Source organism: Streptococcus sp. TATVAM-FAB8 (assembly GCF_046592795.1).
Taxonomy (GTDB): Bacteria; Bacillota; Bacilli; order Lactobacillales; family Streptococcaceae; genus Streptococcus; species Streptococcus ruminicola.
In genome coordinates, this window is the sequence record NZ_JAWVPQ010000003.1 from 106,254 (window position 1) to 121,229 (window position 14,976).

Here is a 14,976-nt window from a genome sequence, read left to right on the forward strand (position 1 = left end):
CAACCTTCCTTATTTTCCGTATTTTGCTCGAACTTCCTTAGTTGCTTCTACTAATACTTTAAGTGAGGCAATTGTTTCTGGTTCGCGACGTGTTTTAAGACCACAGTCAGGGTTTACCCAGAATTGTTCCAATGATAATTGACGAAGTGGACGTTCAATATTTGCAATAACTTCCTCTTTACTTGGCACACGTGGTGAGTGAATATCGTAAACCCCTAGACCAATTCCAAGTGGGTAAACTGCTGTTTCAAATGATTCAATGACATCACCGTGGCTACGACTTGTCTCAATAGAAATAACATCAGCGTCCAAGTCACGAATAGAATCGATGATTTCATTAAACTTAGAGTAACACATGTGAGTGTGAATTTGAGTATCATCTTTGACAGACGATGTTGCGATGCGGAAAGCATGCACAGCGTCATCGAGATAAGCTTTTTGTTTAGCTTTACGAAGTGGCAAACCTTCACGAAGCGCAGCTTCATCCACTTGGATAATAGCAATGCCTGCATCTTCAAGCAACTTGATTTCGTCTTTGATAGCAAGACCAATTTGGTTAAAAAGATCTGCGCGTGAGATATCTGAACGTTCAAATGACCAGTTAGTGATGGTAATAGGTCCAGTTAACATTCCTTTCACAGGACGGTCAGTCAAACTTTGCGCATAAACCACTTCTTTTACTGACAAAGGTTGGATGTGTTTCACATCACCGTAAATAATTGGTGGTTTAACTGCACGAGAACCGTATGATTGCACCCAACCAAGTTTAGTTGTGGTAAAGCCAGCTAATTTTTGACCGAAAAATTCAACCATGTCCACACGTTCAAATTCACCGTGTACCAAAACATCGATATCTAAGTCTTCTTGAATCTTAATCCAACGAGCGATTTCTGATTTGATGAAATCTTCATATTCAGCATCAGAGATATTGCCACGTTTCCAAGCCAGACGAGTACGACGAACTTCTGGTGATTGAGGGAATGACCCAATTGTCGTTGTCGGAAGTGTTGGCAAACCTAGCTTTTCTTGTTGCACCTTGCGGCGAACTTTGTAATCCACACGCTCAGTCGGCACATTTTCTAAACTTTCAAGAGTCACATTTCGGAAATCAGCTGCTTGCAAAGCGTCAAAGTCAACCACATGTTGCTTGTAAGCTTCAGATTCTTGACCATCCAAGTATTGACTTAAAAGTTCAAGTTCTTGCAATTTTTCATCTGCAAATGCAAGACCATTTTTAAGAACAGGCTCAAGGTCAGTTTCATTTTTAGTAGTTACAGGCACATGAAGAAGAGAACAAGATGGTTGAATCACAAGATTGCCAACTTTAGCTTGTAGCTTTTCGAGCAATTCTGATGTTTTTTCAAAATCAGTTGCCCAGATGTTACGACCATCAACAACTCCTGCAAACACTTCTTTATTTTCAAAATAACCAGCTTCAACCACTTCAAGATTTTCATCAAGGCCATGAACAAAATCAAGACCAAATGCTGCAACCGGAAGTTCTGATAACTCTTTAGCATCAATCAAAGCTTCAAAGTAAGTTTGGAAGATAATCTTGGCTTGTGGCACTTCTTTGGCAAAATAAGCATAAACGCATTTTGCTGCTTCAAGAAGATCTGCCCCTTCATCCGTTACAAAAATCGGTTCATCAACTTGAATGTATGTTGCACCAGCTTCAACCAATTCTGTAAAGACTTGTTTGTAAAGTGGCAAGAGTTTTTTCACTGCTGAAGTAAAATCGCTAACCTCAGATGACAAGGCGACATAAGTGATTGGCCCAGTAATAACTGGCTTAGCCTTATCACCAACAACTTCTTTAGCTTCAAGGTACAAATCAAGCAAGCGTGTATTTGTCAAGTGCGGTTTAACTTTTGACCATTCTGGAACAATGTAGTGGTAGTTGGTGTTGAACCATTTTTTCATTGATGAAGCAACATTTTCCTTGTTACCACGCGCAATCGCAAAGAACAAATCCAGATTAATCTCTTCCTTGGCAAAACGATTTGGAATCACGCCAAATTGCACAGACAAATCCAAAATATGATCGTAAAGTGAAAAATCACCCACAGGAATAAAATCAAGACCTGCATCAGCTTGTTTTTTCAAAAATGATAAGCGCAATGCCTTCGCTTCTGCTTGCAATTCATCTTGTGAGATATTGCCAGCCCAATAAGACTCAATCAATTTTTTCCACTCACGATTCTCACCCAAACGCGGATATCCCAAATTCGAAACCTTAACCATAGTTACCTCCTATAACCGTATTAGTTTAAAACTATACAATTCAAAAATTTTATAGTTAAGATTTTAAACGATAAACCCTTATTTTTCAATGGTTCTAGCCATTCTATCTTTTTATGCTTTGCTATAGTTTTTAACTATGTAATTAGAATCTGTTATAGTTTTAAACTATAACAAGAATCTTCTAACACTTAAAAAAGAGATTCCCGAAGGAATCCCTTTATCGTTGTTAGATTAATAATTTTTTGTATTAGTTGTATTGTAATGACTTTTAATTATTTTGCTTTTTTAAGGGCTCCGAAGAGAAGACCTGCAACGATTGCACCAATGATAACAAAGACAAGGTAAAGAATTGGAGCACTTGTCAATGCAATAACAAAGATACCACCGTGTGGAGCCATCAATTTAATACCGAATGCTCCGACAAGACCACCAGCTACGGCAGAACCAACCATGAAGCTTGGAATTGCACGAGCAGGGTCAGCAGCACCAAATGGGATAGCTCCTTCTGTGATAAATGAAAGACCCATGATGATGTTTGTCGAACCTGAGTTACGTTCTTCTTCAGTGAATTTGTTTTTGAAAAGAAGAGTTGCAACAAATACTGCAAGTGGTGGAACCATACCACCAGCCATAACTGATGCCATAGCCACTGAACCACCTGTTGCTACTGATGCAGCAAGTGTACCTGTACCAAAGACATACGCAGCTTTGTTAAATGGTCCACCCATATCGATAGCCATCATACCACCAAGGATAGCTCCAAGAAGAACTGCTGATGCACCTTGAAGACCTCCAAGGAAGTTGTTCAAACCAGTGTTAATAGCAGCCATTGGAATGTTGACGAACAACATTGCAAAACCTGTCAAGAAGACACCAAGTAATGGGTAAAGCAAGATTGATTTGATACCTTCAAGTGAACGTGGCAAACCAGCACATGCTTTTTTAACAAGGTTAACTAACCATCCAGCAAGGAAACCACCTACAAGTGCTCCAAGGAAACCTGAAGGAGTCCCTTCAAGATTACCCCAAGCAGCACCGCTTGAAGCAATCGCACCAGCTACGAAACCAGCTACAAGACCTGGTTTTTCAGCGATTGAGTAAGCAATGTAACCTGCCAAGATTGGAAGCATGAATCCAAAGGCAGCATTACCAATTGTTTTGAAGTAAGCAGCTGCTTGGTGATATGTACCCAAGTTAGAAAGTTGATCTTTTGGCACACCCAAAATGTTATCAATCAAGAATGCAAGTGCAATCATGATACCACCACCGATAACGAATGGCAACATTTGAGAAACACCACTCATCAAGTGTTTGTAGAATGCAGCGCCAAGGCTAAGTTTTTCACTTGATTCTTTTTCTTCAGTAGAAGAACCTGCTGCAGCTTTGTAAGTGTCAGCTTTACCATCAAGGATGATGTTAATTAATTCTTCAGTTTTCTTGATACCGTCAGCAACTGGACGAGATACCAATGGTTTACCGTCAAAACGTGCCATTTCCACTGCTTTATCTGCAGCAACAATAACACCTTTAGCATGAGCGATTTCATCAGCTGTCAAACGGTTACCGACACCTGATGCACCATTTGTTTCAACACGAACAGTGACACCCATTTCGTCACCTTGTTTGATAAGAGCTTCTTCAGCCATGTAAGTGTGAGCAATACCAGTTGTACAAGCTGTTACAGCTACGATAAGCGGTTTGTCATCTGATACTAGAGCTGCTTTAACTTCTTCTTTTGCTTTATTATCTTCTTCTGCAGAGTCAAAAGTTGCGATGACTTCATCAGCTGTTGAGACGTGACGCAATTTATCAGCAAAACCATCTTTCAAAAGGTATTTTGACAATTCAGCAAGTGCTGCTAAGTGAGTATCGTTTGCTCCGTCTGGTGCTGCAATCATGAAGAATAGGTAAGTCGGTTGGCCATCCAATGCTTCATAATCAACACCTGCTTGAGATTTTGCAAAAAGAACTGTTGCTTCTTTAACAGCGGCGTTCTTACTGTGAGGCATAGCAATACCATCACCCAAACCTGTTGATGTTTGTGCTTCACGGTTCATGATACCTTGTTTAAAAGTATCAAAGTCTGTGACAACTCCGTGTTCAACAAGGCTTGTAATCATTTCATCGATAACAGCTTCTTTTGAAGTTGCTTTCAAATCAAGAATCATGACATCTTTTCTGAGCAAGTCTTGAATTTTCATAGTTTTTCTACCTCTACTTTTTGATATGTTTCTTTAATGAATTCAGCTGTTGCTAAATCATCTGAGAATGTCGTTGCTGTACCGCAGGCAACACCCCATTTAAGCGCTTCGATTGGGTCACCTGATTTCACGTATTCACCAGTAAATCCGGCAACCATTGAATCTCCAGCACCAACAGAATTTTTAACAGTGCCTTTGATTGGTTTTGCAAAGTAAGCCGCTTCTGGTGTAACTAATAATGCACCATCACCAGCCATTGAAATAATAACGTTTTTAGCACCTTTTGCAAGAATTTCGCGGGCGTATTTTTCGATGTCTTCAAGACCGTTCAATTCTACACCAAAAATATCTGCTAATTCGTGATTATTTGGTTTTACTAAAAGTGGTTGGTAGTTTAATGAATCTAAAAGTGTTTGACCTTCAAAGTCACAAACTACTTCTGCACCAGCTTTTTTAGCAATTGGAATCAATGTGTTGTAAACTTGGTTACCAAGGCTACTTGGAGCTGAACCTGCAAAAACAACAGTATCTTCACTTGAAAGACCAGCAAGAATTGCTTTTAATTCTTCAAGTTTTTCATCTGAAATTTTTGGACCAGCACCATTGATTTCTGTTTCTTCACCAGCTTTGATTTTAACGTTGATACGTGTATCTTCAAAAACTTGAACAAAGTTTGTTTTGATACCTTCTGCAGTCAAGCCATCTTCAACAAAACGTCCAGTAAATCCACCGATAAATCCAGTTGCTGTATTATCGACATCCAAACGTTGCAAGATACGACTAACATTGATACCTTTACCACCAGCAAATTTGTCATCGCTAGTCATGCGGTTAACGCTACCAAGTTCTAAATGATCCAAACGTACGATAAAATCGATTGATGGATTCAGCGTTACTGTGTAAATCATACTTCAATTACCCTCGTATTTTCTTTTATTTTTTTCATCAGTGCTCCGCTAGATTGATTGGTAATAATTGTAGCATTCTCAATCTTATCGACCTTGGCAAAGGATACCCGACCGATTTTTGATGAATCTGTAACGATGTATGACTTTCTAGCATTTTCAATCACAGTTTTCTTGATAACAGCTTCCTCCATATCTGGTGTCGTTAAAAATTCCTCATCGATACCGTTGATACCTAAAAAAGCCTTATCAAAGTTCAACTGCTTAATTTGCTCATAAGCCACAGCTCCAATGCTGGCATCTGTTGATTTTTTTACATGACCACCAATAATAATGGTCTGAATGTTTTTATCAACCAACTTAGCCGCATGGTGAATCGAGTTGGTTACAACAGTTAAATTGTCTTGGTTCAAATAGCCTAACAACAATTCATTGGTTGTCCCTGCATCTACAAAAATAACATCATCATTTGAAATCAAGGATGCTGCTTTTCTAGCAACCAGCATTTTTTCTTGAATGTTTTTGATAGATTTTTGTTGATTGGTAAATTCCTCTTGGAGAGAGTGAGGAAGTTCTGCTCCACCGTGTACTCGGTGAAGTTTTCGCTCACTTTCAAGCTCGTCTAAATCCCTGCGAACAGTGGACTCAGAGGTATCTAGTAGGCTCACTAAATCATCTAGCCGAACAAACTTATCATGGGAAAGTTTTTCCATGATTAACTGCTTTCGTTTAGACTTTAGAATCCTCGCCACCTCCTTTGTAATCGTTTACAGTTAGAATTATACTATATTTGCAATCAATGTCAAGCACTTTCTCTCAAATTCTATCATTTTTCTGTCAGACCGTCAATTTTCAGAAAAGATTCTCGAAAATTTCAGAAAAAGCCTCGTAAGAATCATTCTTACAAGGCTTTTTGTTTTTATTCATTGATTAATGATGTTGAGTGAACAACACGGTTATCACGATCAGGGAAGATATACTTGATAGCTTGATTAATCGCTGTTGGTGCTTCACCAAATCCAGTCGCAATCAAATCGACCTTACCTTCATAATCGGCCGCATCACCAATTGCGTAAACACCTGCTTGACTTGTTTCAAACAATGGTGACACCGCAATACTTGAACGTTTGTAATCCACATTCCAATTTTTAAGGTTTTTATTTGATGTTGAAAATCCAAAACTTACAATCAAAGCGTCAAGTGGCAATTCAACAGTTTCATCAGACTTCACTTTTTGAACAGTTAAGCTCTTAACAAATTGACCATCACCAGAAAGTTCAAATGGCACATAAGGTGTCAAAATGTTAACATTTGACTCTTTCAAAACTTCTACACTGTGTTCATGAGCACGAAAAGCATCACGACGGTGCACAATAGTTACACTTTTAGCCAAGCCATCTAAGTGATTTGCCCAGTCGACAGCTGAGTCACCACCACCACAAATGACTACATCTTTACCAGCGAATTGGTCAAGTTTGTGAACGTTGTAGAAAAGGTTGTTGTCAGCGTAAGCTTCTTCACCTTCCAAACCAAGTGTACGAGGGGCAAAAGCACCATTACCACATGCAATCACGATAGCACGTGAAAAATGTTGACCTTTATTTGTTTCGATAGTGAAAATATCACCATCTTTTTCAAATGTTTTGACTTCTTCTTTAAGGCAAATAGCTGTGCTATCTTTGAAACGATCTAGTTGCTTGATCAGATTTTCAGTCAAATCAGCTGCTGTAATTCCAGGAAAACCAGCAACGTCATAAATCATTTTTTCTGGATAAAGAACTGCAGGTTGTCCACCAAGTTCAGATAAACTTTCAATGATTTTCACCGAAACGCCGCGCAAACCAGCGTAAAAGGCTGCAAACAAACCAACAGGTCCACCACCAATGATAGTAATATCATAGATTTCACGATTTTCTGACATTTATATTTCCAACTCCTTGTATATTTCTTCGATAATCGACGATTTATAGGCAATGTATTGATCAATATCTTTAGGGAATAGCTTCGCTGCTTTTTCTTTTACCTCGCCATAAGCCAAAACAGCCTCAGGACGACTACGTAAATAATCACGAAAAGCAAGATGACGCTTCAGTTCAGGCGAATTTTCAGGACAAACATAAAGATGATGAACTTGAAGATGCTCTTTGCCTGAGTAAGCAAAAGCTTCTCTACCTTCGATCCCTAAATTTCCCTCATGAACATAACCAATCACTGCTAATTTTTGAATCACCTCAGACAAATCTGTGTCTATAGCAATCACCAAATCGATGTCAATAATTGGCTTTGCTGAAAGCCCTTGAACAGAAGTACTTCCCACATGTTCTATTTTAAGAATTAAGTCGCCTAGAGCAGCTTTAAGCTCTTTGGCAATCTTCTCAAAATCATCTTTCCAACTTTCCTGATAAGACAGAACAAGGACTTCCTTCGTTCGCATAAAACCTCCCTAAAAATAAAGAGACATACAGCCTGCATGTCCTCTATTATATCACATATTCTATTCTTGCGCGTCTCTCTCTTTGAGAATCTTTCGGAAAATAGCCTCTTCTTCTTTTGTAAAAGCATAATTTTCCAACAAATCCGGTCGACGCTCTAAAGTCTTACGAAGACTTTGTTCAATTCGCCATTTGCGAATATTTTCGTGGTGACCACTCATCAAAATATCAGGAACTTTCATACCTCTGAAGTCATAAGGACGAGTGTATTGTGGGAACTCGAGCAAACCAGATGAGAACGAATCATCTTGGTGACTCGCTTCTTTTCCAAGAACATTTGGAATTAGGCGAACCGTTGCATCCACAATCGTCATCGCAGCCAATTCACCACCCGTTAAAACAAAATCCCCGAGTGAGATTTCATCCGTTACCAAAGTCTTGATACGTTCATCATAACCTTCATAATGGCCACAGATAAAAATCAACTCTTCTTCTTGCGCCAACTCTTCAGCATAGCTTTGATCAAAAGTGCGACCCGCTGGATCCAAAAGAATAACACGAGGTTTCTTCGCATCGATTTTATCAATCGTGTCAAAAATAGGCTGTGCACGAAGCAACATTCCCTGTCCACCACCGTATGGTTCATCATCAACATGACGAGCTTTTTCGGCATTATCACGGAAATTGTGATAGTTAATGTCAAGCAACCCTTTTTCCTTTGCTTTCCCGACAATAGAGTATTCTAATGGCGCAAACATTTCAGGAAAAAGCGTTAAGATATCAATCTTCATCGTCAAGTCCTTCCAAAATATCCACATCTACACGATTGGCAGCAACATCGACATTTAAAACAACTGGTGGAATGTATGGTAATAGCAAGTCGCGTTTACCTTTACGTTTAACCACCCAAACATCATTTGCGCCAGGTTGAAGAATTTCTTTAACTTGTCCGACTAAAATGTCATTTTCATAAACATCAAGCCCGATAATTTCATGATAGTAAAATTCACCGTCTTCAAGCTCTGACAAGTTTTCTTCAGCTACTTTCAAAGTGCAACCTTTGTATTTTTCAATATCATTGATATGATACATGCCTTTAAACTTGATAATATCAAAATTCTTTTGTTTACGATGACTAGCAATCTCAACATCAATCAAGAAATTATCTTTATCATCAAAAACAGCTAATTTTGAACCCTTTTTAAAACGTTCTTCAGCAAAATCAGTTACTGACAACACACGCATCTCACCTTGAAGACCTTGTGTATTGACGATTTTTCCAACATTATAGTAATTCATTTCAACTCCACATAACTTAGTCTTTATCATTTTACCATAAAAATGGTAAAGAAAAAACCAGCTGCCACGCTGCAACTGGTCAAGATAGTCCGTACGGGATTCGAACCCGTGTTACCGCCGTGAAAAGGCGGTGTCTTAACCCCTTGACCAACGGACCATATTAACAAAACCTTTGAGGTTTACTGGGGTAGCTGGATTCGAACCAACGCATGAGGGAGTCAAAGTCCCTTGCCTTACCGCTTGGCTATACCCCATAAACAACATAGACTATTCTATCGCAATTTCACTTGCTTGTCAATAGTTTTTTGAAACTTTTTTAAATCTTTTTTTCAAGACTTTTAAAAGTTCCTTGCGATTTACATTTCCTAAATCAGCACAAGAAATATTCTATCATAAAGGATACTATTTGAAAACCCCTTTTTTCAATTTTTTTAACTTTTTTTCAAAAAAACCTTTTACCCGAAAAATAGTCAAAACTAAACTCTAAAAACAAAAAGAAAAAGGGCAGCTAATTGCTACTCTTCTCCTTTTTCGTCAATAACGAGTCTTACTTTTTTACCTTGAGTTGGTACCGAATAGACAATCGATCTTATCGCTGTAATGGTACGACCTTTTTTACCGATAACACGACCGATGTCCTGTGCATCCAAATCAAGATGATATTCTAAAAACTCAGGTGTATCTTCAATTTTAATGGTAAGATTATCTGGTTGTGAAATCAAAGGTTTCACAATAGCGATAATAAGATTTTCAATGGTATCCATAGGCTTAGTTTACTCTATTATTTTGAGAATTTTGAATCGTGGAATTTTTTCATAACGCCTTCACGTGAAAGGATGTTACGAACTGTATCTGAAGGTTGAGCACCTTTAGACAACCATTCAAGAACACGTTCTTCTTTAAGTGATACTTGGTTTTCTTCGATAAGTGGGTTGTAAGTACCAACTGTTTCGATGAAACGACCGTCACGTGGAGCACGTGAATCAGCTACGTTGATACGGTAGAAAGGTTTTTTCTTAGAACCCATACGAGTTAAACGGATTTTTACTGCCATTAGTATAAAGTCTCTTTTCTATTTTTTTGTTTAGGTTAATAGCTCTGCTACTAACTCACTTAATTTATTATATCATAAAAAGATAAGGTGTCAAGAAAAAAACTTGACACCTTTTAAAATTTTTTCAATTGATCAAATGCCTCAAAGCTCAATCACACCGTAATGAAACTTTTGGTTTGGTCGCACAAATTGCTTAAACCCATAGGTTTCAAATACCTTATCCCTAAAATGAGCTTTAATAATAATTTTCTTTCTTGCCACGCGCTTTGCTTCTCTCAAAAATTCTTCTGAAAAAGCTGTATCGTTAGCATATTGGCGTAAGCCATCTAAATTTTTAGACTCCGTAATTCTCTCAGAAAACATTGGATCACAGTAAATGACATCATAAGAATTATCTGGCAATGTTTTTAAATAAGCTAAATTCTCCGCACAAACCGTGTGAATTGAACGCATGGCTTTATTTAAAACTTCTGAATCAGACTGATAATGCTGTAATCCTTCTGATACAATAAAATGAATGATTGGGTGGCTTTCCACCGCTGTGACAGTGTGGCCCGCATAAGCCATGACAATGCTATCACTTGCTAAGCCCATCGTGCTATCAAGAATTTGCAAAGGTTCTTTTCCCAACAAATCAATTAAAGCATCATGTGAGCTTTTAATGCGTAGCATAGCAGTGTCTGGATGAAAAACAAGTTCACTACCATCTTGATTTACCAGGCAAAGCTTATTATCATAAACCAGAAGAAGACTTTCTCTTCCCTTTAAAAGCTTTGTTACTGATTGCTTTTGCCGTTTGATGACAGGCAAAGAAAGCTTCTCTCCGATTATTCTTGCTCTTTTTAATAAATCATCATTTTCCTTTAAACTCGTTGTAATTGCAATAGTCATATATCTATTATAACAAAATCAAAGCAAACTTCTGATAAATTGCCCGCCGTAAATCCAGAAGTAACTAAAAGCAACGATTGAAATCGGCTTGCAAAGTAAAATAATGTAAAGGAATCGTTTAAAAGACATCTTAGATAAACCTGTAATCATAACCAAAATGTCTGCTGGCGAGATTGGTGAAGCCATATTCAGCGCAAAAACTGTTTCATAGGTTGATGAAGCTAACTTTTCCTCATATTTTGCATAAGTTTGCTCATCGATAAAGAGCATGATGAATGGTTTGCCGTAGCGGCGAGTTAACAAGAATAGAATGATACTTCCAATTACTATCCCAACATAATTTAAGATAAAGCCTAGAATAGGTCCAAAAGCCATAAACCCCACAACTGTGGTGACTCCCCCAGGAATAATTGGAATAACTACTTGGATGATTTGTAGAAGAAGAAAAGCAAAACTCCCAAGAATAAGATGACCTTTTAAAGCTCTTGTTAAGGCATCAGGATCATTTAAAATATCCAAATTCTTAAACAGATAAACTAAAAATAGAACCGTTAAAACAATTGAAAAAATTCCTAGAAATTTAACCAGTTTTTTTAAAGCACCATACATCGTATCACCCTTTATTTTTATTTGTTACTTTAAAACCATTATACAAGGGTTGCTCCTATTAAACAAGAATTCTTATAACTTTCTCACTATTCATAGCGAAGAGCTTCAATCGGATCTAGTTTACTTGCTTTATTAGCCGGTAAAAGTCCAAAAATAACACCAATTATCGCTGAGAAGATAAGACTTCCTAAAGCAATGTTTAATGAGATTGATGGTTTTACATTTGGAATGCTATTTCCAATAAGGCTTGTTAAACCAGAAGCTAGGCAAAGTCCAATTAAACCACCTAAAATTGTCAATACCATTGATTCAATCAAAAATTGTGTCAAAATCTTTTGACGGGTTGCTCCAAGAGCTTTTCGTAAACCAATTTCTCGTGTACGCTCGGTAACAGATACCAACATGATATTCATAACCCCAATACCACCAACAAGAAGAGAAATACCTGCGATAGCACCAATAACTGCTGTCATCATGCTATAAGCAGAGCTGACTTGAGAAATAACTTGTGACATGTCAAAAATTGTAAAGCGACCAGTCCTCACCCCTGACAATTGCGTTAAGAGACGAGCCGCTTCTTTTCCGACTTTTGTAGTTTGTTTGACGTCTTCAACATGGACAAATGCCGCTTGAACTTCATCCACATTAAACTCTGCAGCTAATTGAGTATTGGTCATGACAGCATTACCGCCAGATTGCATACCATATTGCTGAGATCCAGCATTTGGATCTTTATAAACACCAACAACCAAATAATTTTTTGAACCAATTGATACATGTTGATTTAGTGCATTTTCATTGCTACCAAATAATTTAACTGCAAGCTTGGTATCCAGCATGACAATGCGGGAGAATCGACTGTAATCGCCAGTTTCAAAGCTTCGTCCTGCAAGAACTTTGTATTTTTTAACCGTAAAGTAGGTTCTGTTAACTCCTGTTATGTTAACATTTTTTGACTTTTTCTGATTGCCCTCAACTGTTGACGTTGTACCATTGGTTAAATAATAATTTTCAACATCTGGCAGCTCACTGGTAATTTTTTGCAACCATTCTTCTTTAATGGCTGGTCCTTTATCAGCATCTCTAGGATCTTCATCATCAAAAACATCAATATCGTCAGTCTTTTTAGTTGTGTAATAGAGCTGAACATCTTGGCTGTCTGAAGCGAACATATTAGTAACTTGATTAGTCATTCCTTGCCCCAAAGCCATGATAACAACGACTGAAGCTACACCAATAATAACCCCTAAAGTCGTCAGAAACGAACGCATCTTGTGCCCCATAATTGAACTTAGGGCGAATTTCCAATTTTCCATTATAATCCTCCCCTAATCAATTCTGACACTTTCTGTCGTGTCTCGCGTAATCTCACCATCGCGAATAACAATTTTTCGTGTAGCAAAATCAGCAATTTCAGGTTCATGCGTAACCATAACAATTGTTTTTCCTTCACGATTAAGCTCAGTCAACAATTGCATGATTTGGTCACTTGTCTTGGTATCAAGTGCACCGGTTGGCTCATCAGCAAGGATGATTGATGGATTATTCACCAAGGCACGCGCAATAGCCACACGTTGTTTTTGACCACCTGATAACTCTGATGGCAAATGTTTCATGCGTTCGCTGAGCTCAACTTTTTCCAAAAATTGTTTGGCTAATTGACGTCGTTTTGACGAATTTACCCCGGCGTAAACAAGTGGAAGCTCAACATTTTGCAAAGCAGACAATTTTGAAAGAAGGAAAAATTGTTGAAAAACAAACCCGATTTCTTGATTTCTAACTTTGGCTAATTGCTTTTCTTTGAGTTCTTCTACTTGTGTTCCATTTAAAATATAATCACCTGAGGTCGGTCTGTCTAACAAACCAATGATGTTCATTAGAGTTGATTTACCAGAACCAGATGGACCCATAATTGCTACGAATTCACCTTCATAGACTGTCAAATCAATTCCTTTGAGGACATTAAGCTCTTGATCACCATTACGATAGGATTTTACGATATTACTTAGCTGAATTAATGCTTTTTTCTCATCTTTCACTACTTACTCACCTCTTATTTTTCTGTTGTAGCGGCATCTTCAGTAGTGACTTTATCTACTTTCTCACCATTCTTCATTGATTTTTCAGGGTTTGAAATAACTGTTTGTCCGACTTCCAAACCACTTAAAATTTCTTGTTGAGAAGCATCTGCATTACCAACGGCTACTTCAACTTTGCTGATTTTCTTAGTCGCTTTATCGTAAACCCAAACAAATTTCTTGTCACCTTCAGATACAAGAGCATCAACAGGAACTAATTTGTTTTTATTTTCGTTGACAACTTCCACAGAAACTGTAAAGCCTTGTTGAAGATTTGCTGTGTCTCCAGTCAAATCAATCTTGTAATCATATGAAGCTGCACTGTTTGATGAGCCATTTGATTCAGAAGAGGCTGTTTGATTTGGATAATTTGAAATGTATGAGATCGTACCAGTCCACTCTTTATCAGGATACACTTTTGATTTGATCTTAACATTTTGACCTGTTTTAATATTTGCTAAATCGTACTCTGTCAACGTTCCTTTAACTTGAAGTTGCCCTTCTGTAGCAACGTGAACAAGAGTTTGACTATTTTTAGATGCTGGATCAATGTCGTTATTTACTTCAACAACTGTACCAGACACATCGCTAGTAATGATTGTTTCATTTAAAGCTTGTTGCGCTTTATTCACTTCTGCTTGTGCATCTGCGTAAGCATCATTCAAGTCTTGTAATTGTTGATTGTAATCTGCTGTTTGTTGAGCAGTTGGTTGTTGCGTAACTGTCTTTTCTTCACCAGTTTCGTCATCAGTCGTTGTTGATGTTGTTGGAAGATTACCATATTTTTTCAGATGGTCAATCTGGCGTCCAACTTTATTAAGGCCACGAACGGCTGTGTCATATGTTGCTTGAGCTGTGGTTGAGTCGTATTGAACCAATTGTTGACCAGTTGTAATTTGATCTCCTACAGCAACAGTTGCCTTAGCAGAGCTGCCTTTACTGTTATCAAAATAAACATACTGCTCTTGAAGAGCCTTTACTTGTCCCGTTAAGAGTGTTGTTGATGAAACCGTTCCTTCTGTTACTTTTACAGCTTTATAAGAAACTTCAGCGTTCGCAGCTTTTGCTTTTGATTGTTGCACAAGCATTAAGCCTCCACCTGCAAGAACAAAGAACGCTGCCGCTGCACCAATCATCACCTTAGTTTTTTTTGACATACTTGATTTACTTCTTCTAGACATAATAATCCTCATATTCTTTCTTGTATAGTTGTATCACTCAGATAGAACAATTATACATTTTTGATATTTTACTGTCAAGAAC

15 protein-coding genes and 2 tRNA genes are annotated in these 14,976 nt (G+C 37.9%); all 17 read right to left on the reverse strand.

Going from position 1 to position 14,976, the window contains the following annotated elements:
* Positions 1-9: 9 nt before the first annotated feature.
* The 17 genes from metE to SFC32_RS03245 all read right to left on the reverse strand — a co-directional run bounded on the left by metE (position 10) and on the right by SFC32_RS03245 (position 14,894).
* Positions 10-2,244 carry a 5-methyltetrahydropteroyltriglutamate--homocysteine S-methyltransferase gene (gene metE / locus SFC32_RS03165; protein ID WP_411049996.1) on the reverse strand — a complete coding sequence of 745 codons (2,235 nt, stop codon included), beginning with the start codon at positions 2,242-2,244 and terminating at the stop codon, positions 10-12.
* 272 nt (positions 2,245-2,516) lie between these two features.
* The gene (locus tag SFC32_RS03170) at positions 2,517-4,445 is read right to left on the reverse strand and encodes a fructose-specific PTS transporter subunit EIIC (protein WP_411049995.1); all 1,929 of its coding nucleotides are present in this window, start codon (positions 4,443-4,445) and stop codon (positions 2,517-2,519) included.
* Positions 4,442-5,353 carry a 1-phosphofructokinase gene (gene pfkB / locus SFC32_RS03175; RefSeq protein WP_411049994.1) on the reverse strand — a complete coding sequence of 304 codons (912 nt, stop codon included), beginning with the start codon at positions 5,351-5,353 and terminating at the stop codon, positions 4,442-4,444. Before pfkB ends, SFC32_RS03170 begins: the two co-directional genes overlap by 4 nt.
* Positions 5,350-6,093 (reverse strand): DeoR/GlpR family DNA-binding transcription regulator, encoded by a 744-nt coding sequence (locus SFC32_RS03180; RefSeq protein WP_309137144.1) that lies wholly within the window; start codon positions 6,091-6,093, stop codon positions 5,350-5,352. The genes pfkB and SFC32_RS03180 overlap by 4 nt, the downstream gene beginning before the upstream one ends.
* A 176-nt stretch (positions 6,094-6,269) precedes the next feature.
* A complete protein-coding gene (locus SFC32_RS03185) occupies positions 6,270-7,271 on the reverse strand; it encodes an NAD(P)/FAD-dependent oxidoreductase (RefSeq protein WP_074867878.1) in 1,002 nt (333 codons plus the stop codon).
* Positions 7,272-7,784 (reverse strand): GrpB family protein, encoded by a 513-nt coding sequence (locus SFC32_RS03190; protein WP_411049993.1) that lies wholly within the window; start codon positions 7,782-7,784, stop codon positions 7,272-7,274.
* A 60-nt stretch (positions 7,785-7,844) separates the two neighbouring features.
* Positions 7,845-8,573: a tRNA (guanosine(37)-N1)-methyltransferase TrmD gene (gene trmD / locus SFC32_RS03195; RefSeq protein WP_411049992.1), complete on the reverse strand. Its 729-nt coding sequence runs from the start codon at positions 8,571-8,573 to the stop codon at positions 7,845-7,847.
* Positions 8,563-9,081, reverse strand: a complete 519-nt coding sequence (gene rimM, locus SFC32_RS03200; protein ID WP_411049991.1) for a ribosome maturation factor RimM — start codon at positions 9,079-9,081, stop codon at positions 8,563-8,565. The genes trmD and rimM overlap by 11 nt, the downstream gene beginning before the upstream one ends.
* A gap of 85 nt (positions 9,082-9,166) precedes the next feature.
* A tRNA-Glu gene (locus SFC32_RS03205) sits at positions 9,167-9,238 on the reverse strand.
* A 25-nt stretch (positions 9,239-9,263) separates the two neighbouring features.
* Positions 9,264-9,335 (reverse strand) — tRNA-Gln (locus tag SFC32_RS03210).
* 261 nt (positions 9,336-9,596) lie between these two features.
* Positions 9,597-9,845 carry a KH domain-containing protein gene (locus tag SFC32_RS03215; protein WP_003065320.1) on the reverse strand — a complete coding sequence of 83 codons (249 nt, stop codon included), beginning with the start codon at positions 9,843-9,845 and terminating at the stop codon, positions 9,597-9,599.
* Between the two features lie 17 nt (positions 9,846-9,862).
* Positions 9,863-10,135 carry a 30S ribosomal protein S16 gene (gene rpsP / locus SFC32_RS03220; RefSeq protein WP_074563913.1) on the reverse strand — a complete coding sequence of 91 codons (273 nt, stop codon included), beginning with the start codon at positions 10,133-10,135 and terminating at the stop codon, positions 9,863-9,865.
* 141 nt (positions 10,136-10,276) lie between these two features.
* Positions 10,277-11,026 carry a class I SAM-dependent methyltransferase gene (locus SFC32_RS03225; protein WP_411050192.1) on the reverse strand — a complete coding sequence of 250 codons (750 nt, stop codon included), beginning with the start codon at positions 11,024-11,026 and terminating at the stop codon, positions 10,277-10,279.
* Between the two features lie 18 nt (positions 11,027-11,044).
* Entirely contained in the window at positions 11,045-11,635 is a 591-nt protein-coding gene (locus SFC32_RS03230) for a TVP38/TMEM64 family protein (protein ID WP_074563916.1), read from the reverse strand.
* Positions 11,636-11,721: 86 nt separating this feature from the next.
* The gene (locus SFC32_RS03235; RefSeq protein ID WP_074563917.1) at positions 11,722-12,951 is read right to left on the reverse strand and encodes an ABC transporter permease; all 1,230 of its coding nucleotides are present in this window, start codon (positions 12,949-12,951) and stop codon (positions 11,722-11,724) included.
* Between the two features lie 12 nt (positions 12,952-12,963).
* The gene (locus SFC32_RS03240; protein ID WP_411050191.1) at positions 12,964-13,674 is read right to left on the reverse strand and encodes an ABC transporter ATP-binding protein; all 711 of its coding nucleotides are present in this window, start codon (positions 13,672-13,674) and stop codon (positions 12,964-12,966) included.
* Positions 13,675-13,688: 14 nt separating this feature from the next.
* Complete coding sequence (locus SFC32_RS03245) at positions 13,689-14,894, reverse strand: efflux RND transporter periplasmic adaptor subunit (RefSeq protein WP_411050190.1); 1,206 nt, start codon at positions 14,892-14,894, stop codon at positions 13,689-13,691.
* Positions 14,895-14,976: the final 82 nt, after the last annotated feature.